Here is a 21,969-nt window from a genome sequence, read left to right on the forward strand (position 1 = left end):
AATCACTTCACAGACTAAAAACTTGCAGCCTCCGCAAGTTTGACCCTAGCCTCGCCCGCGTGATCGACACCGACCAAGCTGCCACCGGGCGTCGGGACCGCAAGAAGCGGCTGACGCGGGCCGCGCTGACCGCCGCCGCGCTGCGGCTGGTCGCCGAACGCGGCCTGGAGCACGTGACGGTGGAGGAGATCAGCGAAGCGGCGGACGTCTCCTCGCGTACCTTCTTCAACTACTTCGCCTGCAAGGACGAGGCGCTCACCGACGACCCGGCGCTCGACGGCAACCCGGTCGTGGCGCGTCTGGCGGCCGCCCCTCCACAGGTGCCGGCGTTGCAGGCCGTCCGGCTCGCCCTCGACGAGGCGATCGACGCGATTCAGGCCGACCGGGAGTTGTGGCGGCTGCGGCTGGCGGTCATCGCCCAGAACCCGACGCTGCTGCCCCGACTGATAGCCGGCAACATCGCGACCGAGCGGGCCATGGTCACGGTCATCGCCACCCGCCTGGGCGTGGGCCCCGACCACTGCCACCCGCCGCTGATCACCGCTGTTTCCAGTGCCGCCTTCCGCACCGCGATGCTGCGCTGGGCGGCCGGCGACGACACCCGGCCTCTGCGCGACTTCGTGGACGAGGCGTTCGCCGCGGTCGCCGCCGGCCTGCCGGATCCGCCACACCCCTCCTGATTCGCCAGTCCCCGCCCCGTTGCATCAGCTCCGGGGCCAACCACTCCGCTGAAACCCCGACAAGGGAGCGTCAATGACCACAACCGTCCCGCCCGCCGACACCGCCGACGTCGGCACGCGCATGTCGCGTCGGGAGGTTCTCCAGGCCCTCTCCGGCCTGATGGTCGGCATGTTCGTGTCCATCCTCGCCTCCACGGTGGTCGCGAACGCGCTGCCGCGGATCATCGCCGATCTGAACGGCAGCCAGACCGTCTACACCTGGATCGTCACCAGCGAACTGCTCGCCATGACGGCGACGGTGCCGCTGTGGGGCAAGATGGCCGACCTGTACAGCAAGAAGCTGCTGATCCAACTGTCGCTGGGGCTGTTCGTGGTGGGTTCACTCATCGCGGGCTTCACCCCGAACGTCGAGGTGCTGCTGCTCAGCCGCGTGGTCCAGGGCATCGGCGCCGGCGGCATGACGGCACTGGCCACGATCGTCATGGCGGCGATGATCCCGCCGCGTGAGCTGGGCCGCTACGCCGGTATCTTCGGCGCGGTCTTCGGTGTCGGCACCATCGCCGGTCCGCTGATCGGTGGCCTGCTCGTCGACACGTCGTGGCTGGGCTGGCGGTGGTGCTTCCTGATCGGGGTCCCGTTCAGCATCATCTCCATCGCCCTGCTGCAGCGCACCCTGCACCTGCCGGTCGTCCGCCGCAAGGCCAGGATCGACTGGCTTGGAGCGCTGCTCATCACCTCGGGCGTCTCCACGCTGCTGATCTGGTCGTCCCTGGCCGGCAACAAGTTCGACTGGGCCTCCGGCTGGACGGCCCTCATGGTCATCGGCGGTCTGGTCCTGCTGGCGCTGGCCGTGGTCGTCGAGTCGCGGGCGGCCGAGCCGATCGTTCCGCTGGACATCTTCCGCAACCGCACCGTCTCGCTGGCCACGGTCGCCAGCGTGCTGGTCGGTGTCGCGATGTTCGGCGGCACCGTCTTCCTGTCCCAGTACTTCCAGATCTCGCTGGGCAAGTCGCCCACCGTCGCGGGCCTCATGAGCCTTCCGATGATCTTCGGTCTGCTCGTCTCGTCGACGGTGGCCGGCCAGCTCATCACGAAGTACGGCCGGTGGAAGGCCTACCTGGTGGCCGGCGCCGCGGTGATGACCGTCGGAATGCTGCTCCTGGGCACCATCGACGCCAACACCAGCGTCGTCGTCCTGTCGATCTACATGGCCGTGCTGGGCGTCGGCGTCGGCATGCTCATGCAGAATCTCGTGCTCGCCGCGCAGAACGACGTGCCGGCCCACGAGCTCGGCGCCACCACCTCCGTGCTGACGTTCTTCCGCAGCATGGGCGGCGCGATCGGGGTCAGTGCCCTCGGCGCGGTCCTGGCGAGCCGGGTGACCTCGATGACGGCCGAGCGACTGGGCCCGGCGGCGACGGCCGGCGGCGGCTCCGCTGAGGTGCCCGACCTGTCCACCCTGCCGGAGCCGGTGCTCCGCATCGTGCAGGACGTGTACGGCACCGCCACCGCCGACCTTTTCCTGGTCGGCGCGCCGATCGCGCTGCTCGCGCTGATCGTCGTGCTGTTCATCAAGGAGAAGCCGCTGCACACCCTCAGCGGGGACGAACGACGCGCCCAGGAGGAGGCGGCCGAGAAGGCCGCGATCCACTGAGCTGTACGACAGCAGTCGGGGGCGGGCCGGTTGGCCCGCCCCCGTTCTGCGTCCACCGGCGGACCGGCGGACCGGCGGACCGGCGGACTGGCGGACCGGCGAGGGCACCCTCTGTCGCCGCCTTTGCTCTGCTTCAACCCAGGCAACGGTTTCGGGCCGCGAGTGTTGCCTCGGTTGAAGCAGAGCAAAGGGCGCGAGCGAACCCCTGACCCCTCCGCCGGGGGACGAGCCGACGTCTTCGTCCCCGCGTTTTCCGGTAACTACAAGGCGCGAACCCGTTGCCACGTAACGTGAGAAGCAGCCGGTCAACGGCCTACAGCCAGACGCGGGCCGGGCCGCCACCGTGGCGGCGCCGCTCGGCCAACTGTCGGGACGGACAGCTCCGCACCGCCGCCGGCGTACTCAGCCGCAGGAGGAGCGGACGATGCCCATGCTCTCGGTATTCGATCCTCGGCACACTGTCGCTCCACCGGGATACAGCCGCTGGCTCATCCCGACCGCGGCACTGGCCGTGCACGTGTGCATCGGCCAGGTCTACGCGACGAGCGTCTACAAGAACTCCCTCATCGCGCACTTCGACACCAGCCAGACGGCGATCGGGGCCATCTTCAGTATCGCCATCGTCATGCTGGGCTCGTCCGCGGCCGTGGGTGGCCGGTGGGTGGAGCGGAACGGACCACGTCGGGCGATGTTCGTCTCCGCCTGCTTCTGGGCCGTCGGGTTCCTGGTCGGCGCGCTCGGCATCGCGACCCAACAACTCTGGCTCCTCTACCTCGGATACGGCGTCATCGGCGGCATCGGGCTCGGCATCGGCTACATCTCGCCCGTCTCCACCCTGATCAAGTGGTTCCCGGACCGGCCGGGTCTCGCCACCGGGTTGGCCATCATGGGGTTCGGCGGCGGCGCGCTGGTCGCCGGCCCGCTCGCACGCCAGCTGCTCTCCCTCTACGACTCCGGCTACAACCCCGCCAACCCTGCCGCCGTGGCGTCGGGACGTGCCCTCGTGGGGCTCTTCGTCACGTTCGGCATCGGCTACTTCGTGATCATGATGTTCGGCCCGTTCAACGTCCGGGTTCCGGCACCGGACTGGCGGCCCGCCGGATTCGACCCCGCGACCGTTGCCAGTCGACCTCTGGTGACGAAGGCGAGCGTGTCCGCCACGAACGCCGTGCGTACCCGGTCGTTCTGGCTGCTGTGGATCGTGCTGTTCTGCAACGTCACCGCGGGCATCGGCATCCTGGAGCAGGCCAGCCCGATGATCCAGGACTTCTTCCGGGACAACGGATCCACCGCCGTCTCCGTGTCGGCCGCGGCTGGTTTCGTGGGTGTGCTGTCGCTGTTCAACATGGCCGGGCGGTTCGTCTGGTCGACGACGTCCGACCTCATCGGCCGCAAGCCCATCTACATGGTCTACCTCGGTGTCGGCATGGTGCTGTACGTGCTGCTCGCCGTGGCCGGCCACTCCGCGACCGCGGTCTTCGTGCTGATCGCTGCGGCGATCATCTCCTTCTACGGCGGTGGCTTCGCCACCATGCCCGCCTACCTGCGTGACCTGTTCGGCACCTTCCAGGTCGGCGCGATCCACGGCCGGATCCTGACCGCCTGGTCGGCCGCGGGTGTCGCCGGCCCGCTGATCGTCAACGGGATCCTCGACTCGCAGGGCAAGCCCGGCACTCTCACCGCGTCGGCGTACCGGCCCGCGCTGTTCACCATGGTCGGCATCCTGGCCATCGGCTTCATCGCGAACCTACTGGTCCGTCCCGTGCCCGACCGATTCCACGAGCCGGACCGGGGGCCGACGTCGCCCGTGGCGAAGGCCAGTGTCACCGAGCCGGTCGCCCTCGGCCCGCAGAGCAACCCTCCGGTGCCGCAGCACGTCGGTAGCCAGACTGGGCGGCTCTGGTTGTCGTGGCTGCTCGTCGCGGTGCTCCTCGGGTACGGCATCGTCCAGACCGCCATCACCGCCGCGAAGCTGTTCACCGGCTGACGCGAGCGTCGTCGAGCCGCTCCCGTTGTGGCACGACCGTGTACTTCGGATCGCGTGCCGACACCCTTCCGGCCTCGAAGACGCCGAACCGGGTGGCGACGGACGATGCCACGAGGGCCACGCCGGAGATCGTCGACAGGACTCGGCTTCCTCGGCTGACCAGCGCCGCGGCGGTGCCCACGGCGAGCAGGGCGCGCCCCGCCTTGACCAACCGGCCGCTGCGTCCGTGCCTGTAGGGCTCGGCCGTCAGTCCCTGCCGCTCCAGCTGGTGCCCTCCGCCCAACTCGATGGCCGCGGCGGCCAGGACGAGTCGTCGCAGTGGGGCGGTCTCCGCGGCCGGTGCCGCGATCAGTCCGACCCCGGACGCGGCGGCGAGCGCGCTGCCGGCAAAGACGAACGGCAGCGACGGGTACGCGTCGTGCCAGGACGGTACGGCCGTGTCGGCGAGCAGCACCCCGGTGTACGTGGCCAGCGCCGGCGCGGTGGCCGCCGCGGCCAGGCCGGCGACGCTGCCGATGGGCGGTGCGATCCGGCGGGCGAGGCCGAGCGCACCGTGCTGCGGAAGCAGTGGCGCTAGTTCGGCGATCGCCGCCACGCCGGCCAGCGGCCCGAACGCGGCGAGGATCCAGGTGCCGACCGACATCGGCGAGGTCAGCTTGGCTACCCGGAGCATGTGGTGGAACCGGGTCGGCCGCCCGAGGTCGTGGACCAGCAGGTACGTGCTGGCGGCGACGCCGCCGAGGGCGGCCCAGCGGCTCACCTTGCGCAGCCCGGGTCGTCCGGTCAGTTGGGCGCCCGCGCCGATCAGCGCGCTTCCGGCGGCGAGGCCCCCGGTGAACAGGTAGCCGGCGATGTCGTGCTTCCACACGGGCGGTTTGAGGACCGGCCGGCCGTAGTAGGAGGCGAAGTCGGCCGGCGGCACGGTGAGCTGCTCGCCGCCGTCGCCGCCCCGCCTGCCACGCCGTCGGTGGCGCTTCCCGTCAGGCTGGTCGACGCTGGCCTGAAACTCGCGGAACCGGGCGCCGACCGGCTCGTTCGATGGCGTCGCGTCAGTCATTGCCGCCTACCCAGGAACGCGACCGCCGTGGCGACGGCCATCGTCATCGCCGCCAGGCCCGCGCGCTTCCACATGGCCGGCAGGTCCCGCGTGGTCACAATCGGATCCGGTGGCAGGCCGTACACCTCGGGCTCGTCGAGGAGCAGGAAGAACGCACCGTCACCGCCCACCCCATCATTCGGGTCATGCCCGTACAACCGCGCCTCGGGGACCCCCCGCTCGTGCAGCGTCTCGACCCGCGCGGCAGCCCGCTCCCGCAACTCGTCCAAAGCCCCGTACTGAATCGACTCGGTCGGACACGCCTGCGCACACGCCGGAGTCATCCCCGCGCCAAGCCGGTCGTAGCACAGCGTGCACTTCCACGCCCGCCCATCATCCTTACGCTGATCAATCACACCATAAGGACAGGCCGAGATGCAGTAACCACACCCATTGCAGATGTCCTCCTGCACCACCACCGTCCCGAACTCCGTCCGGAACAACGAACCCGTCGGGCAGACATCCAGGCACGCCGCATGCGTGCAGTGCTTGCACACGTCGGACATCATCAACCAACGGAAATCACTACGCCCCTCCGCGCCGGTGCCCCGACCCGGCGGCTGCGCACCCGGCATCCCGAGGAATTCCGGCCCACCCGACATTCGTGCTGCCGCCGCTGGCGAGCCGCTCGGCAGGCCCGGGGTCGTCCCGGTGTCGGTGCTGGTACGCGCGCCGACCGCCGCGGTCGCCGGGCTGACCGCAGGCCCGTCCGGGTTCTCCGCGAACGCGGGGGTGGACCAGCCGGAAGGACGGGGCTGCTCTATGAACGCCACGTGCCGCCACGAGTTCGCGGTCAACGCGCCGGTGTTGTCGTACGACATGCCGAGCAGGTCGAGGCCGCTCTGCGGGACGCCGTTCCACTCCTTGCACGCCACCTCACAAGCCTTACAGCCGATGCAGACGCTGGTGTCGGTGAAGAACCCCATCCGCGGCGGCGCGTCCACGTAACCGGCGTCGGGCGCCGGGTCCAGCGGGCCGTACAGGGCGTTGGCATGTGGCATCGGTCAGACCTCCTGGTCGTGGCCGCTGTCGGGGTCGTCGGTCGTGACCTGCGGCGGATAGTGCGGGCTGAGGTCCCCGGACCGCCGCCGGTAGTCGACGAGGAGTTCCAGTAGTGCCAGTCCTCTCGGGCGCCGACCGGGCCGCACGTCGCAGGTGCCGACCTTGCTCTCCTGGATCAGGACGTTCGGGTCGAGGCTGATACCGAACAGGTCGTTGGCCGAGTCACCGGTCACCAGGCCCTCCGGGCCGAAGTGGTACGGCAGCCAGAGCTGGTGGATGATGCGGTTGTCGACCCGCAGCGGGGTCAGCCGGTCGGTCACCAGCACACGCGCCTCGATGGCCGCGCGGGTGGTGATCAGGTGCGTCCAGCCCAGGTGGTTGAGGCCACGTTCCGCCGCCAGCTCCGGCGACACCTCGACGAACATCTCTGGTTGCAGCTCGGCCAGGGGCGACACGTTGCGGCTCATCGCGCCGGCGGTGTGGTGCTCGGTGAGCCGGCTGACCGTGAAGATGTACGGGAACACCTGGCTGTGCGGCTCCGGTGGGCTCGGGTTGAGCGTGTTGATCGGGTGTGTGTAGACCTTGCGGGTCGGATTGGACTGCTGCCGGTAGAGCGGGTTGCGCACCGGTGACTCGACGGGCTCGTAGTGGGTGGGCATCGGCCCGTCGAGCACGCCGGTGGGCGCGTACAACCAGCCCTTGCCGTCGCCCTGAAGGATGAACGGGTCGTCGCCGGCAATGCCCGCCACGCCCGAGGCGTCCGGGCCCGGTCGGTAGGACGGCGGCTTGTTCTTCTCGAAGTCCGGCACGTCGTAGCCGGTCCACTCGCCCTTGTCCGGGTCCCACCAGACGTACTTCTTCCGCTCGCTCCACGGGTTGCCGTCGGGGTCGGCGGAGGCACGGTTGTAGAGGATGCGCCGGTTTGCCGGCCAGGCCCAGCCCCACTCCAGGGCGACCATGGACTGCTCGCTGGCGGGTTTGCGGCGAGCGGCCTGGTTGACGCCGTCCGCGTACACCCCGCTGTAGATCCAGCATCCGCAGACGGTGGAGCCGTCGTCCTTCAGCTCGGTGAAGGACGACAGTGGCCGACCGGTCGCCACCTCGTACCCGTTGATCTCGCGCAGCACCGACTCGGCGCTCGGCTCCGCGTGCGGACCGTGCGTGGGGTAGTCCCAGGCCAGGTCGAGCAACGCGCGGTCGCGGGACACGGTCGACGTCGCCAACCGTTCCCGGATGACGCGCCCGAGGTGGTAGAAGAACCACAGTTCGGAGCGGGCGTCGCCTGGCGGCTCGACGGCCTTCTCCCGCCACTGCAACAGACGTTGGGTCTGGGTGAAGGTCCCCTCCTTCTCCACGTGCGAGGCGGCGGGCAGGAAGAACACCTCCGTTCGGCACTCCTCCGGCACGATCTCACCGGTCTCGATCTCGGGCGCGGTCTGCCAGAACGTCGCGCTCTCAATCATGAACAGGTCCCGGACCACCAACCAGTCCAGGTTGGCCATCCCGAGCCGCTGCGCACGACCGTGCGCCGAGCCGACGGCCGGGTTCTGGCCGAGCAGGAAGTAGCCCTTGATCTTGCCGTCGATCATGTCGAGCACCTGCTGGTAGGTGCCGTGATCACCGGTCATCCGCGGCATGTAGCCGTAGCAGTAGTCGTTGTCGGCGGTGGCGGCATCACCCCAGTACGCCTTGAGCAGGTTGACGCCGTAGGCGCGGGCGTTACCCCAGAAGCCCTTCTGGCCCGGGTGCCGGATGCTGTCCACCCACTCGTCGAAGGTCGGGTGGTCGGCGTGGTGCGGCATCGGCAGGTAGCCGGGCAGCAGGTTGAACAACGTCGGGATGTCGGTGGAGCCCTGGATGCTGGCGTGCCCGCGCAGTGCCATGACCCCGCCACCCGGGCGACCCATGTTGCCGAGCAACAGCTGGATGATCGCGCCGGTGCGGATGTACTGCACACCCACACTGTGCTGCGTCCACCCGACCGAGTAGACGAGCATGCTGGTCCGTTCCCGGCCGGAGTTCCGCGTCCACGCCTGGGCCAGCTCCAGGAACTTGTCCTGCGCGATGCCACAGACCCGCTCGACCATCTCCGGTGTGTAGCGGGCGTAGTGCCGCTTGAGGATCTGGTAGACGCAGCGCGGGTGCTGCAACGTCTCGTCGCGTTCGGTGTCGCCGTCGACCGGCGCGCCGTGCGACTCGTGCTCCAGCCCGGCCGCGGTCTCCCGCTGGGTCTCGGTGTCGCGGGTCGTCACGTTCTGCCCGTTGCCCGCGTACCGCCAACTGGCCTGGTCATAGCTGGCGTTCTCGATCTTGAAGCCGGAGAAGAGCCCGTGCAGGTCCTCGGTGTCGGCGTACTCCTCGGTCACGATGGTCGCCGCGTTGGTGTACGAGACCACGTACTCCCGGAAGTCGAGCTCGTTGTCCAGGATGTAGCGGATCACGCCACCGAGCAGGGCGATGTCGGTGCCTGCCCGGATCGGCAGGTACGCGTCCGCCACCGCGCTGGTGCGGGTGAACCTCGGGTCGACGTGGAAGACCTTCGCGCCGCGGCGCTTGGCCTCCATCACCCACTGGAAGCCCACCGGGTGCGCCTCGGCCATGTTCGAACCCTGAATGACGATCATGTCGGAGTTCGACAGGTCCTGCTGGTACTGGGTGGCGCCCCCACGGCCGAAGCTGGTCCCCAGACCGGGGACGGTGGAGGAGTGTCAAATACGGGCCTGGTTCTCGATCTGGAGCGCCCCCATCGCGGTGAACAACTTCTTGATGAGGTAGTTCTCCTCGTTGTCCAGCGTCGCCCCACCCAGGCTGGAGATGCCCAGCGTCCGGTTGAGCGGCCGACCCTCGTCGTCGACGTCCTCCCAGGTTTCGTCCCGGGCGGCCAGGACCCGGTCGGCGATCATGTTGAGCGCCGTGTCGAGGTCGAGGTCCTCCCACTCGGTGCCGTACGGCCGGCGGTAACGGATCTTCGTCTGCCGCAGCGGGCTGGTCACCAGACTCTTACTGGCCGAGCCCTTCGGACAGAGCCGACCCCGCGAGATCGGGCTGTCCGGGTCGCCCTCGATCTGACTGACCTGCCCGTCCTTGACGAACACCCGCTGGCCACAACCCACCGCGCAGTACGGGCAGACGGACCGGGCCACTGAGTCGGCGGTTTCCGTGCGGGCGGTGAGCGCCCGGGATCCGTCGGACTTCGCCGCGGCGCCCCGGCCGAGCGGGTCGGTGCCGGTGAGCTGGCGGTAGACCGGCCAGCCCTCGATCCAGCTCCGCACCCCCATCGGCGCACCTTCCCGACCAATCTCATCAAATATGAACACTCTGACGTTAGATGAGATGCCGACCCGGTCGCAGCGGGATCACAAAGAGTCGCGCCTCCCCTGGCCTTTTCGAGCAGGCCAGGGAGGGCATGGTGTATGGCGGTGGTCAGTTCGGCTGGAGCTGGCCGATGCGATGGTCGCTGAAAGTCCGGTAGCGGTGCAGCTCCCAGAACAGCCAGCCGATGCTGACGATCGCCAACACGATGAAGACCAGTGAGCCGGAGAACGTGTCCCAGAGGGTGTGCAGGACGACGACACCCAGGAACGTGCCGATGAACCCGAACAGCCGGCGGACGCTCGGGCTGGCCAACAGCGCCCACAGCGCGCCGGCGGTGAGCCCGGTCCAGGCGGTGTGGCCGGCGGGCGCGGTCAGACCGCGGATGAACAGGGTCTGCTCCACCGCGCCGATGTTGCCCTGCGAGCTCAGCAGAGCCGTGAAGGCGTAACCCATCGTCTCCAGCGCGGCGAACCCCATGCCGGCGGCGACGCCGATGATCAGCCCGTCGGAGGGCACCCGACGACGATGCTGAGCCACGACCGTGAACAGCAGCACCACCGGGACGATCAGCTTCGCCGACTCCTCGATCAGTGCCACGAACAGCATGGGCAGCGTGCCGAGCCCACGCAGGGTGTCGTACTCCAGCGTGCCGGCGACCACCGTGCCGATCACACCACCGAAGAACGCGGACGTCACCAGCACCGACGCCGGCACCTGCCACCGCCCGGTACGTGCCTGCGCGAACGTCAGGAACGTCAGCGGAACCAGCGTCGCCCCGAGCAGGATCAGTGCCGGCACGAAGTTCGGATTTTGCGTGCTGACCAGGGTCCGCAGCACCGCTACATAGAGGATCAGCCCGATGACGAGCACTCCGACCCACGCCGACCGGCGCGAACGATCACCCATACCGCGCAGTCTGGCGGATCCAGGTTACGAAGGCTAGCCACTGCTAGAAGCATCTGCCCGGCGGCCTCTGCGGCCCGCAGCGGCTGAGGGTCTCGTTGATGCGCACCGGTACCTGGTGCGCAAGGCTCATCTTCGGGCGGCCCCGGGCCTGCCGTACCCGGCGGTGTTCCACGCACCCGGCGTACAAACTTGCTTGCGCTGGCCCCGGCTTGGGCCGCCCAGACGGGTACGGCCACCGCGGCGCCGGTCGGGTACCCCGGCCAGACCTTCCAGGTCGTGGCGGCGATCCATCGCCGAACGTGAAGTCCTTGGGATGAGCGGCCCCGCATGGGTTGGCCGGCAAGCGGTGGACGGGGCTTTTGCCGTTGATCGTAAATAAAATCCACTTTGTCTGAAATCTGCCTAGATACAGCTAGAACCCTCCTTATTCGACGAATCGCTCTAATACGCTATGAATCGCCCACGAGCTAACGGTGCGTAACTCGCAAGCAGCTCCGGGTGTATCCGAGGCGGCTCTCTGGAGGGGTCATGAGCAACAACCGACGGCTGCGGCGGGGGCTGAAGCGTGGCCGCGCCGCTTCCGGGCTGAGTTCTGCCCTGATGGTGGTCGGGATGACGGGTGGGCCCGCAGCCGCAGCGCAACCCGTGGAAGCGAAATCGCCTGCCCAGGCCGTGCACATGGGTACGCCCGGTCCGCTCGGCCAGTACGGCGGGTGGCCGTCCTCTTGGTCGACTGTCCGCCAAGACGGCGGCGGACCTGACGATTCGCCGGGCCACTACCCTGGCGGACCACCGGACCACGGCCCGCAGGGCTGGCAGGGCCCGTGGCACGACGGGGGCAAGCGGCCGAAGCCGGCCTACCCGCATGGCTCCAAGGGCAGTAAGGGCAAAGGCCCTCAGGGCGTTCAAGGCGCACAGGGCGACACCGGCGCTCAAGGCGTTCAAGGTGCTGAAGGTGCCCAAGGCGACACGGGCTCCCAGGGCAACACCGGCGCCCAAGGCAACCAAGGCTTCCAGGGTGCTCTAGGCGCCCAAGGCAACACCGGGGCACAAGGCAACCAAGGCGACACCGGCTCCCAAGGTTTCCAAGGTGCTCAAGGCGCCCAAGGCAACACGGGCGCTCAAGGCGCTCAAGGCTTCCAGGGTGCTCAAGGCAACACCGGCGCACAAGGCTCCCAAGGCAACACGGGCGCTCAAGGCTCCCAAGGCTTCCAAGGTGCTCAAGGCAACACGGGCGCTCAAGGCTCCCAAGGCTTCCAAGGTGCTCAAGGCAACACCGGCGCACAAGGCTCCCAAGGCAGCACGGGCGCTCAAGGCTCCCAAGGCTCCCAAGGCTCCCAAGGCTCCCAAGGCAACACCGGCTCCCAAGGTTTCCAGGGTGCTCAGGGCGCTCAGGGCGACACCGGCTCCCAAGGTTTCCAGGGTGCCCAAGGTGCCCAAGGCAACACCGGTGCACCAGGCAACACCGGCGCACAAGGTGCCCAGGGCAACACGGGCGCTCAAGGCGCTCAAGGCGCTCAAGGCGCCCAAGGCGCCCAAGGCGCCCAGGGCAACACCGGCGCCCAAGGCTCCCAGGGCGCTCAGGGCGCCCAAGGCGACACCGGCGCACAAGGCACCCAAGGTTTCCAAGGTGCTCAAGGCGCCCAAGGCGACACCGGCGCACAAGGCACCCAAGGTTTCCAAGGTGCTCAAGGCGCCCAAGGCGACACCGGCGCACAAGGCACCCAAGGTTTCCAAGGTGCTCAAGGCGCCCAAGGCGACACCGGCGCACAAGGCACCCAAGGTTTCCAAGGTGCTCAAGGCGCCCAAGGCGACACCGGCGCACAAGGCACCCAAGGTTTCCAAGGTGCTCAAGGCGCCCAAGGCGACACCGGCGCACAAGGCACCCAAGGTTTCCAAGGTGCTCAAGGCGCCCAAGGCGACACCGGCGCACAAGGCACCCAAGGCAACACCGGCGCACAAGGCAACCAAGGCGACACCGGCTCCCAAGGTTTCCAGGGTGCCCAAGGTGCCCAAGGTGCTCAAGGCAACACCGGCGCACAAGGTGCCCAAGGCAGCACGGGCGCTCAAGGCGTTCAAGGCTTCCAAGGTGCTCAAGGCGCCCAAGGCGACACCGGCGCACAAGGCACCCAAGGTTTCCAAGGTGCTCAAGGCGCCCAAGGCGACACCGGCACACAAGGCACCCAAGGTTTCCAGGGCGACACGGGCGCCCAGGGGGCTCAAGGCGCGCAGGGGTTGCAGGGCGTACAAGGATCCCAGGGCGCGCAGGGTCTGGCGGGCAACGGGATCGACTCAGCATACATCCAGGGCCCGCTGACCGTGATTGCGGACACCCCCGTCAATTTCGGGTGCGTGCCCGGAGACATTGCTGTCGGAACCGGATATCAGCTCTCGGGTGCGGGCGTCAACCCGGTGCTGATCCAGCCGCTCTCGATCAGTGGCTACCAGTTCACCTTTACCGGCGGAGGCGCCGACATCTGGGTGTCCTGTATCTCACCCACCAATCCCGTGGCGTAGGCACCTGCCGCCAACAGTCGGCCCGAACGGCGCCAGCAGCAGCAATGCCAGCCGGCGGAAGAGCAAGTCGCCGCCTCGTTACTGTCAAGGAGAAGAAATGAGCACGCGTCAGATATTCGGGTCACTCGCCTGTGGTGCGGTCCTGCTGGCCGGAGTCCCGGCATGCAGCGAGAAGCCTGCTGACAAGCCGCAGACGAGCAACGCCGGCAACAGCGACAAGGCGAACGGCGACACCAGCACCGGAACCGCGCCGGCGGATCTGCTGAAGCTCGGTGTCGAGCAGGGCCAAGCCGGCAACTTCGACGCGGCGAAAGCCACCTTCGAGAAAGTGCTGGCCGCCGAGGACAACAACAAGTTCGCCTGGTTCAACCTGGGCTTCATAGCCCAGTCGCGCAACCAGGCCGACGAGGCGATCAGCAACTACGACAAGGCATTGGCGGCCGACGCCAACTACAAGCCGGCCCTTTACAACAAGGCCATTGCACTGGAAAGTAAGGCCCCAACGACGTCGATGGACATCTACCGCAAGGTCGTGTCGATCGACAACAAGTCGTCAACGGCCTACCTCCGGCTGGGCATGCTGCTGTCCCAATCCGGTGACGACGCGGCGGCGCGGGACGCCTTCAAGGCGGCGATGCGGCTGGACAAGGGGCTCACCTCAGCCGTGCCGGCGAAGTACCGTGCGGTCCCGAAGGCTCCGTCCTCGGCTCCGGCGGGTAGGTGATTGGCTCAATGCGTACACCGCGCGTAACGGTCTTCACAGGGAGCAACCGCACCCGTTTCATCGATGAATGTTTCCGATCACTGGTCGAGCAGACTTTTACCGACTGGGAGTGGGTGGTCGTTCTCAACCAGGGGTCTCGTTGGCGGCCCGAGAGGCACGACGATCGGATCCGGCTCATTGTCCAGGACAACCTGAACGGCGTTGGCGCCGTGAAAGGGTACGCCTGCGCCGAGGCTGCCGGGGACATCCTGGTCGAGCTTGACGACGACGATCTGCTCAGCAGCGACTGTCTGCAAGAAATCGTCGACGCCTTCGACTCCAACCCGGAGGTGGGGTTCGTCTACAGCGACACCGCGCAGATCCAGGAGGACGGTGGCCGCTGCGAGGACCGTTTCGCGAGTTCATTTGGTTGGCGGCACTACGACGAGAAGGTGGACGGCCGCGAGGTGCTGGCCTGCCGGGCGTTGCCGCCGACGCCGCACAATGTGAGCTACATCTGGTACGCACCGAACCATGTGCGGGCGTTCCGCCGGGACATCTACGAGAAGGTCGGCGGATACGACGAGTCGCTCGACGTCGCGGACGACGCCGATCTCATGGCTCGGATCTACCAGGTGAGCGAGTTCCATCACATTCAGAAATGCCTGTACCTGCAGCGCATACATGCCAAGAACACGCAGCGCATTCCGGATGTCAACGCCCGTATCCAGCAGCGCACGGTGGAGATCTACGACCGGAACATTCAACAGAATGTGCTGACCTGGTCACGGCGGCAGGGACTCCTGGCGCTCGACCTGGGTGCGGCCCACAACAAGCCGGAAGGATATCTCGGTCTGGACTACCACGACGGGTCGGGCGTCGACATGGTCTGCGACGTGACGAAGGGGGTCGATCTACCGGACAACAGCGTCGGGGTCATTCGGGCTGTGGACTTCCTGGAACACATTCCGGACAAAATCGCACTGTTCAACGAGTTGTACCGACTGCTCGCGCCGAACGGGATGCTGCTGTCGCTGACACCCAGCACCGACGGTCGGGGTGCCTACCAAGATCCGACGCATGTGGCGTTCTACAACGAAAACTCGTTCTGGTATTTCACAGACGCCAACTACTCTCGGTTCGTACCTGAAATCAATTGCCGATTCCAGGCGTCGCGGTTGGTCACCTACTTCCCGAGCGAATGGCACCAGACGCACAACATCCCCTATGTCTCAGCGAATCTCATCGCGATCAAGGACGACGCCCTACGTAACGGCGGTCTGCTGAATATATGACTATCGCATCTCGCTGGGAGAATTCCCGCCCGGCTCCAGCTGCCCAGCCGAAGAGAGTTGATCGAGCACGATGGCATGACCGAGCCGGTGATTGATCGCGCCATGCAGGTGCTCCGAATCAAAGGCGTGACCGGAACATTGCCGGGCGTTGGAGTGTTCGTCGCGATTAGCTCAGTCCGGTACGCGACCAGGGCACCGAAGCCAGCGCACCCGGCTTCAGACATCGCAAGGTCAGTACGGTCAGGACAGGCCCGTACGACGGCGCACTACTCAACTTCTCGCGGTGGGTAGGCTCCACCTCTGTGCGCCCGTTGCTGATCGCCGAGACAGTGGTGCCGCCCTCGACCTCTGTTGAGTGGGTGTCTGGTGCGGGGCTACTGGCCTGGGACGATCGCTCGCTGCGGGTGTTGAGCCCGGATCTGACCGTCGCGCTTGCGTGGGAGGCGGTACCCCCCGACGCGGATCCGATCCTGGCTGTCAGCGTTGCACCGGACCGGTCGCAGTTCGCGCTGGTGGGACCACGACAGGTGCAGGTCCGCAGCGCCGCCGGCCGCGTCCGGTGGACGGCCGAACACGGCAGAGCGCTGTCGACCGGGTGGCCACAGCCAAGTTGTCACCTGGCCGGCGATGACCTTCTCTGGCTGTTCCTGCCCGACGGTTCCGGTGACCAACTCGTCGTGTTGGACTCCAGTGCAGGCGGAACCGAGGTTGGCCGGCGCCCGCTTGAGACCATAGAGGGCGGTGCCACCTTCATCGTGCACGCCGATCAAGGACGCGTCGGCATGCACATCGCGGTGGGCCCGGAGACCTGCCTCAGCCATTGGTTGGCAGCCCCCGATCGACGGCTGGTCGCCGAGCAGACCATGGACGGCTGCCTGGCCGACATGAACGCCGCTGGAAACTTCTATCTCTCGATGCCGCACGGCAGCGGCCGGATCGCGGTACGCGATGTCGTCGACGACACCGTGCGCGCAGAGCGCCACTACGACGACATCCCCGGATTCGGTGACTCCGAGGACTACGCGATGTACGAGGCCGCAGCGGTCATATCCGACGACTGGGTCATGGTCGGCATCACGACCGGCCAGGACGACGGCGAGCAACACCTCCTGCTCTCCACCCGCACGCTGCGTCCCCAGACCGTCATGGAATACGGCATCGACATGCCGCAAAATTCCATCCGGTCGGCAGGTGGGCATGGACGGTGGTTGACGCACGACGTCCGTGGTGGCGTAGTCCGGCTGTGGCAGTTGCGGGAGCCGCACACGGACGAGGTCGAGGGCCAGCTCGGCCTGTGGTAGGGCTCCAAGTTGTTTTACAGTTCCACGAGTGGATTGCCCACCCCGCCTTTCACGTCGTCAAGTAGGTATCACCCGCGCCTAATCCGCCGTCTCGGAGGCAGGTCGGGCGCGGGGAGAACCGCTTGGCTGCGGTCGACGATCCCACAACACCAGGCCGACGAGCAGCATCGCACCGCCCAGAGCGACCATTCCCAACCCCACCGTGGTGTGCGCGGCCCCCTCCAGGTGACCCGCCAGGATCCACCCACCGTCGATCCCGAACGCCAGCGGCATCACCCCCTGCGGGATCACCGGGATCCACCCCACCGTCAGCAACGCGAGCGCCCACGCCGTCGCCTTGTTGTCCCGATACCACTCCGCATCCCACTTCAGCGGGATCACCGTCTCCGGGGGCCGGCTCCGCTGGCCGGCGGCGGCGAGTACCTCGGTCCCGCGCCGGGCGAGGCGGTCGTCTGCGAGCCAGAGGCCACCCCACCAGGCCGCTGCACCGCACAGCAATCCGACCAGCGGCATCAGCGGCGCCACCCACGGCGGACCCCAGATCACCAGCGCGAACACCGGCGCAGCGGCGAGCAAGCCTCCCCCGGTGGCGACCAGCACGCTGACGATGTCGGTGGGGTTGTCGGCCGAGGTGGGATGCCGCGGGTCGACTGCGGGGCGCACCCGCAGCAGCGACACCCACACCGGCACGGAGGCGCCCGCGCCGAGCAGGGCCGGCAGGGTGGAGAGCGCGGCCAGCGGGTTGACGTCCGGCGCGAGGAGGACACCGGCGACGGCGAGCAGCACCCCCATCGGGGTGACCAGCACCAGCCAGGCCAGGGCCCGGCCCCGGACCTCGGCCCGTTCGCCGGCCGGCGTGGTGAGCGGCAGCCACAACGCGGTGCCGTCCAGTCCGACCAGCCCGGCCGACATCGCCGCCGCGCCGAGCACGGCGAGCGGCCCAGCCCACGGCACCAGCAGGTCCACGTCGGACAGCAGCGGCAGCCCGGCGAGCAGCGCGCCGTACACCACGGCGAACGCCAGATACTGCAACCGCAGCGGATGCCGCGTCCAGGCCCGCAGCTCGCGGCCCGCGACCGCCCGCGTCGCGGCCGGCACCCACGCCCGCCAGCCGCGCTGGGCACGACCAACTCCGGCCGGTGACGCCGCCGTGGTCCCGGGCCGCGCGGCCGGCTCGTCGCCGCCGCGCCGGACGAGCGGGGGCACGGTGGTCCGGCGCGGCCGGAACGGCACGCCAGCGGCGATCACCCTTCGCACCAGCATGAGGTACGCGGCGGCGCAAAGCGCCACGATGCCCACCAGGGTCGCCATCAGGCGCACCCTTTGCTCGATTGGTCCGGACCCGGCGGAGATTGGCCAGGCGCTCGGCACGTACGCCATGGCCCGGACCACCTCATCCGGCGCTGCCACGAGCAGGACCGACACCCAGGGGAAGACCGCCCAGAGCGACCCCGCGACACCCATCGCCGTACCGGTGAAGATGCCGGTGAGCAGCGCCCCGGCCGGGCCGCCGGCGTGACCGACGACCTCCAGCGCGATGGCCGAGCCGATCAGCCCGAGCAGCCAGAGCAGCACCGCGCCGCAGGCGGTGACGAGGACCGCGACGGTGCCGTGCCGGGCGGCGTGCACCGGCAGCGCGGCGAGTGCCACCAACGAGACGGCCGGGCCGATACCGATCGCCGACGCGGCCAGCAGACCGATCGCGGCCGGAACTCCGCCGATCGGCTCCAACCGCAGGTGGGCCGGACGGACCCGGCCGCGTCCGCCGCCGAGCAGCAGCGGCAGGACGATCCAGCCGAGAACCCAGGCCCCGGCGAGCAGGCCGAGGGTGTGCTGGTCGCCGCGGAGCGCGTACCGGATCAGCCAGCCGGCGGCGAGCAGACCGACCAGCCCGGCCACCGTGGGTCCGGGGTGCTCGCGCAGCGAGCGACGCAGCATTGTCGCGCGCATCCGAGCCGGCACCGCGATCGCGCCGAGGGTGCCGGCCAGCCGGCCAGGGGTGGCGGGTTGCGCGCTCATCGTGCCTCGGTCAGCCAGTCCAGGCCGGCGCTGCCGGAGGCTTCGGCGCCAACCAACTCGACGAACCGGTCCTCAAGGCTGCTGCCGGCGGCGACCTCGGCGACCGGCCCGGCGGCGACCACCCGGCCCTGATGGATCACGGTTACCTCGTCGCACATCTGCTCGACCAGCAGCATCGAGTGGGTGGACAGCACGCAGGTGCCGCCGCCGTCCACGAACCGGCGCAGCACCCGGCGGATGGTGGCGGCGGAGACCGGGTCGACCGCTTCGAACGGCTCGTCGAGCACGAGCAGCCGGGGCGCGTGCAGCAGCGCCTGGGCGAGGCCGAGCTTCTTGCGGGTGCCGGTGGAGCAGTCGGCGAGTGGGGTGCCGGCGCCCTTGGCCAGGCCGAGCACCTCGATCAGCTCGGCGGCCCGGTCGGCGGCCGCTACCCGGTGCAGCCCACGCAGGCCGGCGCTGTAGCGCAGCAGCTCGGCGCCGGTGAGGCGCTCCGGGAAGTCGAGGCCGTCCGGCAGCACGCCGGTGAGCGCACGGGTCAGGCCACGGTCACGAAGCGCGTCGTGGCCGAGGATCCGGATCTCCCCGGCGTCCGGAGTGACCAGTCCGACCGCCATCCCGATGGTGGTGGACTTGCCGGCGCCGTTGGGTCCGACGATGCCGTGGAACGTGCCGGAGCGGACGGTCAGATCGATGTCGTTCACCGCGCGATGCGCCGCGAAGGCCTTCACCAGACCGCGGATCTCGAGTGCTGGGGGGATCACCCGCCGAGCATAGGTGACCCCTTCACAACGGCGCGGCCGGCGAGCCGCGAGGGACCGCCGTCGACAAGCCCTCGGTGGCATGGCACGGTCTCGTCATGGCCACCTATGACGTCGCCCTCGTGCTGCTTGTCGACCCCTCGGGCGCGGTGCTGCTGCAGCACCGCGATGAGGACGCCGCCGCCTCGCCGGGCCAGTGGAGCTTGCCGGGCGGTCATGTGGAGCCCGGCGAGTCGCCGGAGGAGGCGGCCCGCCGCGAGCTGCTGGAGGAAACGGGTCTCACAGCGGGTGAACTCCACCCGCTGTGGAGCGGTCCGCGTCCTTACGAAGCCGGCTTTCCCCACACCGTGACCGTCCACGTGTTCCGTGGCACCACCAGGGCTCGACAGGAGGACGTGGTCCTCGGTGAAGGGCAGGCCATGGTGTTCGTTCCCCCGGACCAGGTGCTCGATCGGGAACTGGCAGTCTCCGCCGCGCTGGTCCTGTCCATGATCTAGCGCCTCCCCTTCGACAGGCTCTCGCTGGCCCTGGTAGTCGGGGTGCTCGCACGTCCTTTGCTCTGCTTCAACGGAGGCAACACCCGGTGTCCGAATATCGGACGCGGGGTGTTGCCTGGAGTGAAGCAGAGCAAAGGAGGCAGTGCAGAGGTCGCCCCCGTCGGCACTCCGAGTCAGGTGTGGTGGATCGGGGTCTCCACGTCGCTGAGCGGCCGACCCGAGCCACCCCACGCCTGAGCGGTGATCTCGGCTGCGATCGCCACGGCCGTCTCCTCCGGTGTCCGGGCGCCCAGGTCCAGCCCGATCGGCGAGCAGAGTCGGGCCAGCGCGGCCTCGCTCACACCCGCCTCGCGCAGCCGGCGCATCCGGTCGTCGTGGGCGCGGCGGCTGCCCATCGCGCCGATGTAGCGGGCGGGTGTGTGGAGGGCGACCTGGAGCAGCGGCACGTCGAACTTGGGGTCGTGGGTCAGGACGCAGAGCACCGTGCGGTCGTCGACGGTCGTCGACTCCAGGTACGTGTGCGGCCACTGGACGACGAGGTCATCGGCGTCGGGGAACCGCGCGCGGGTGGCGAACACCGGGCGGGCGTCGCAGACCGTGACGTGGTAGCCGAGGAACTTGCCGATCCGGGCCGTCGCGGCGGCGAAGTCGATCGCGCCGAAGATGATCATTCGGGGCGGCGGCACGTACGACTGGACGAACACGGCCACGTCATCGCCGCGCCGCTCCCCCTGCCAGCCCAGGTGGATCGTGCCGGTGGCGCCGAGGGCGAGCATCCCGGCCGCCTGCCGGGCCGCCGAGTCGTCCAGGTCGGGTGCACCGAGGCTGCCCGCGACCCGGTCGGGCCAGATCACCAGTTGGGCGTTCTCGACCGATGCGGTGGCGACCGGGTGGCCGTCCCGGATCGCGGCGAGCACCTCGTCGGGCTCGGTCATCGCGACACTCGGTTGGACCAGGATCTGGATGGTGCCACCGCAGGTCAGGCCGATGTCGAACGCGTCGTCGTCGCTGACACCGAAGGTCTGGGTGTGGGCCGTTCCGGTCTCCAGCGCGCTGAGGCAGAGCTCGTAGACGGCACCCTCGACGCAGCCTCCCGAAATGCTGCCCAGGACCTCGCCGTGGGCGGAGACGGCCATCGCCGCGCCGGGCTGCCGGGGCGCGGACTGCCAGGTCCGCACGACGGTCGCGACGGCGAACGCGATGCCGGCGCTGCGCCAGCCCGTCAGCCCGTCGACGATGTCCCGCATGGCCGCACGATCCGCGAGCCTCGGCGGCACCGTCAACGGCGACCTAAGCAGTTGCTTAGGTCGTTGTTGACTTTGGCCACCGCCGGGCAGAGATTTTGCCGGACTGCGGAGGTGCGACATGCAGGTGCCGGCACCGTTCGAGTACGAGCGAGCCACCAGTGTGGACCATGCGATAAGCCTTCTGGAGCGACTGGGCGGCACGGCCCGCCTGATCGCCGGCGGGCACAGCCTGCTGCCGATGATGAAGCTTCGGCTGGCCAACTTCGACTACCTGATCGACATCAACGATCTGCACGCCGAGCTGGGCTACATCGAGAACGGCCCGGACGAGGTACGCATCGGTGCGCTCACCCGACATCGTGAGCTGCTTGAGTCCGCCGCGCTGGCGGCGGCGTTCCCCATCTTCGCCGACGCCGAACGGGTGATCGCCGATCCGGTGGTGCGTAACCGGGGCACGCTGGGCGGCTCGCTCTGCCAGGCCGACCCGTCGGAGGATCTCTCGGCGGTCTGCACGACGCTGGACGCGCGGTGCGTGATCCGTGGTCCGGGCGGCGCGGAGCGGGTCGTGTCGATGGAGGACTTCCACGTCGGGCCGTACGAGACGGCCGTCGGGGACGACGAGATCCTGGTCGAGATCCGGCTGCCGGTGCGACCCGGCTGCGGCAGCGCGTACGCCAAGGTCGAGCGCCGGGCCGGCGACTGGGCCGTGGTGTCGGCCGGCGCGGCGGTGTGGCTCGACGGCGGCGCGATCGTCGACGCCCGGGTCGGGCTGGCGGCGGTCGGCCCCAACACGACGGGCATCCCGGAGATCTCGGCGGCCTTGCGCGGGCAGGAGCCCTCGGAGGACCTCTACGAGCAGGCCGGGGCGATCGCGGCGCGCAGCTGCGACCCGGTGACCGACCAGCGCGGCAGTGCGGACTACAAGCGGCATCTGGCCGCCGAGCTGACCAGGCGGACCCTGCGCCGGTCCGTCGAACGGGCGAGGAGCTGAG

16 protein-coding genes and 1 pseudogene are annotated in these 21,969 nt (G+C 68.9%); 10 read left to right on the forward strand and 7 right to left on the reverse strand.

Annotated features, from left to right (window positions below; genetic code table 11):
* The first annotated feature begins 59 nt into the window (after nt 1-59).
* The 3 genes from PCA76_RS19260 to PCA76_RS19270 all read left to right on the forward strand — a co-directional run bounded on the left by PCA76_RS19260 (nt 60) and on the right by PCA76_RS19270 (nt 4,321).
* The gene (locus tag PCA76_RS19260) at nt 60-680 is read left to right on the forward strand and encodes an acyl-CoA-like ligand-binding transcription factor (protein WP_272611839.1); all 621 of its coding nucleotides are present in this window, start codon (nt 60-62) and stop codon (nt 678-680) included.
* 73 nt (nt 681-753) lie between these two features.
* On the forward strand, nt 754-2,334 hold the full coding sequence (locus PCA76_RS19265; RefSeq protein ID WP_272611840.1) for an MDR family MFS transporter: 1,581 nt from the start codon (nt 754-756) through the stop codon (nt 2,332-2,334).
* A 430-nt stretch (nt 2,335-2,764) separates the two neighbouring features.
* Nucleotides 2,765-4,321, forward strand: coding sequence for an OFA family MFS transporter (locus tag PCA76_RS19270; protein ID WP_272619476.1), 1,557 nt, complete (start codon nt 2,765-2,767; stop codon nt 4,319-4,321).
* Here PCA76_RS19270 and nrfD read toward each other — a convergent pair.
* The 4 genes from nrfD to PCA76_RS19290 form a co-directional block, all read right to left on the reverse strand.
* On the reverse strand, nt 4,311-5,378 hold the full coding sequence (gene nrfD / locus PCA76_RS19275) for an NrfD/PsrC family molybdoenzyme membrane anchor subunit (RefSeq protein WP_272611841.1): 1,068 nt from the start codon (nt 5,376-5,378) through the stop codon (nt 4,311-4,313). The two genes, PCA76_RS19270 and nrfD, sit on opposite strands and share 11 nt — an antisense overlap.
* Entirely contained in the window at nt 5,375-6,418 is a 1,044-nt protein-coding gene (locus PCA76_RS19280) for a 4Fe-4S dicluster domain-containing protein (protein WP_272611842.1), read from the reverse strand. Before PCA76_RS19280 ends, nrfD begins: the two co-directional genes overlap by 4 nt.
* 3 nt (nt 6,419-6,421) lie before the next feature.
* Complete coding sequence (gene fdh / locus PCA76_RS19285) at nt 6,422-9,697, reverse strand: formate dehydrogenase (RefSeq protein WP_272611843.1); 3,276 nt, start codon at nt 9,695-9,697, stop codon at nt 6,422-6,424.
* Between the two features lie 145 nt (nt 9,698-9,842).
* A complete protein-coding gene (locus tag PCA76_RS19290) occupies nt 9,843-10,640 on the reverse strand; it encodes a PrsW family intramembrane metalloprotease (RefSeq protein WP_272611844.1) in 798 nt (265 codons plus the stop codon).
* Nucleotides 10,641-11,730: 1,090 nt separating this feature from the next.
* Between PCA76_RS19290 and PCA76_RS19295 the strand changes: the two genes are divergently transcribed.
* The 5 genes and pseudogenes from PCA76_RS19295 to PCA76_RS19310 all read left to right on the forward strand — a co-directional run bounded on the left by PCA76_RS19295 (nt 11,731) and on the right by PCA76_RS19310 (nt 16,456).
* On the forward strand, nt 11,731-12,957 hold the full coding sequence (locus PCA76_RS19295) for a hypothetical protein (RefSeq protein WP_272611845.1): 1,227 nt from the start codon (nt 11,731-11,733) through the stop codon (nt 12,955-12,957).
* Nucleotides 12,958-13,254: 297 nt separating this feature from the next.
* Complete coding sequence (locus PCA76_RS19300; protein ID WP_272611846.1) at nt 13,255-13,881, forward strand: tetratricopeptide repeat protein; 627 nt, start codon at nt 13,255-13,257, stop codon at nt 13,879-13,881.
* An 8-nt stretch (nt 13,882-13,889) separates the two neighbouring features.
* The gene (locus PCA76_RS19305) at nt 13,890-15,155 is read left to right on the forward strand and encodes a glycosyltransferase (protein WP_272611847.1); all 1,266 of its coding nucleotides are present in this window, start codon (nt 13,890-13,892) and stop codon (nt 15,153-15,155) included.
* Nucleotides 15,148-15,320, forward strand: a pseudogene (locus PCA76_RS32655) (GntR family transcriptional regulator); the annotation flags it as partial. The gene PCA76_RS19305 and the pseudogene PCA76_RS32655, both read left to right, overlap by 8 nt.
* A gap of 137 nt (nt 15,321-15,457) precedes the next feature.
* Nucleotides 15,458-16,456, forward strand: coding sequence for a hypothetical protein (locus PCA76_RS19310; RefSeq protein WP_272611848.1), 999 nt, complete (start codon nt 15,458-15,460; stop codon nt 16,454-16,456).
* A gap of 78 nt (nt 16,457-16,534) precedes the next feature.
* On the opposite strand, the gene PCA76_RS19315 is transcribed toward PCA76_RS19310, so the two are convergent.
* Nucleotides 16,535-18,475, reverse strand: a complete 1,941-nt coding sequence (locus PCA76_RS19315; RefSeq protein WP_272611849.1) for a hypothetical protein — start codon at nt 18,473-18,475, stop codon at nt 16,535-16,537.
* Complete coding sequence (locus PCA76_RS19320; RefSeq protein ID WP_272611850.1) at nt 18,472-19,236, reverse strand: ABC transporter ATP-binding protein; 765 nt, start codon at nt 19,234-19,236, stop codon at nt 18,472-18,474. The genes PCA76_RS19315 and PCA76_RS19320 overlap by 4 nt, the downstream gene beginning before the upstream one ends.
* 95 nt (nt 19,237-19,331) lie before the next feature.
* On the opposite strand from PCA76_RS19320, the gene PCA76_RS19325 reads away from it, so the two are divergent.
* Nucleotides 19,332-19,730: an NUDIX hydrolase gene (locus PCA76_RS19325; protein WP_272611851.1), complete on the forward strand. Its 399-nt coding sequence runs from the start codon at nt 19,332-19,334 to the stop codon at nt 19,728-19,730.
* A 173-nt stretch (nt 19,731-19,903) separates the two neighbouring features.
* Here the strand turns inward: PCA76_RS19325 and PCA76_RS19330 are convergent, their stop codons facing one another.
* Entirely contained in the window at nt 19,904-20,977 is a 1,074-nt protein-coding gene (locus tag PCA76_RS19330; RefSeq protein ID WP_272611852.1) for an XdhC family protein, read from the reverse strand.
* 118 nt (nt 20,978-21,095) lie between these two features.
* Between PCA76_RS19330 and PCA76_RS19335 the strand changes: the two genes are divergently transcribed.
* Nucleotides 21,096-21,968 (forward strand): FAD binding domain-containing protein, encoded by an 873-nt coding sequence (locus PCA76_RS19335; protein WP_272611853.1) that lies wholly within the window; start codon nt 21,096-21,098, stop codon nt 21,966-21,968.
* The last annotated feature ends 1 nt before the right edge of the window (nt 21,969 follow it).

Origin of the sequence: Micromonospora sp. LH3U1 (genome assembly GCF_028475105.1) — a bacterium.
Classification (GTDB): domain Bacteria; phylum Actinomycetota; class Actinomycetes; order Mycobacteriales; family Micromonosporaceae; genus Micromonospora.

Excerpts from the sequence above, each read along its gene's own strand:
- PCA76_RS19265 (WP_272611840.1), top strand. The coding sequence starts at position 754 with ATGACCACAACCGTCCCGCCCGCCGACACCGCCGACGTCGGCACGCGC.
- PCA76_RS19270 (WP_272619476.1), top strand. The coding sequence starts at position 2,765 with ATGCTCTCGGTATTCGATCCTCGGCACACTGTCGCTCCACCGGGATAC.
- nrfD (WP_272611841.1), bottom strand. The coding sequence starts at position 5,378 with ATGACTGACGCGACGCCATCGAACGAGCCGGTCGGCGCCCGGTTCCGC.
- PCA76_RS19280 (WP_272611842.1), bottom strand. The coding sequence starts at position 6,418 with ATGCCACATGCCAACGCCCTGTACGGCCCGCTGGACCCGGCGCCCGAC.
- PCA76_RS19290 (WP_272611844.1), bottom strand. The coding sequence starts at position 10,640 with ATGGGTGATCGTTCGCGCCGGTCGGCGTGGGTCGGAGTGCTCGTCATC.
- PCA76_RS19300 (WP_272611846.1), top strand. The coding sequence starts at position 13,255 with ATGAGCACGCGTCAGATATTCGGGTCACTCGCCTGTGGTGCGGTCCTG.
- PCA76_RS19305 (WP_272611847.1), top strand. The coding sequence starts at position 13,890 with ATGCGTACACCGCGCGTAACGGTCTTCACAGGGAGCAACCGCACCCGT.
- PCA76_RS19315 (WP_272611849.1), bottom strand. The coding sequence starts at position 18,475 with ATGAGCGCGCAACCCGCCACCCCTGGCCGGCTGGCCGGCACCCTCGGC.
- PCA76_RS19325 (WP_272611851.1), top strand. The coding sequence starts at position 19,332 with ATGGCCACCTATGACGTCGCCCTCGTGCTGCTTGTCGACCCCTCGGGC.
- PCA76_RS19330 (WP_272611852.1), bottom strand. The coding sequence starts at position 20,977 with ATGCGGGACATCGTCGACGGGCTGACGGGCTGGCGCAGCGCCGGCATC.
- PCA76_RS19335 (WP_272611853.1), top strand. The coding sequence starts at position 21,096 with ATGCAGGTGCCGGCACCGTTCGAGTACGAGCGAGCCACCAGTGTGGAC.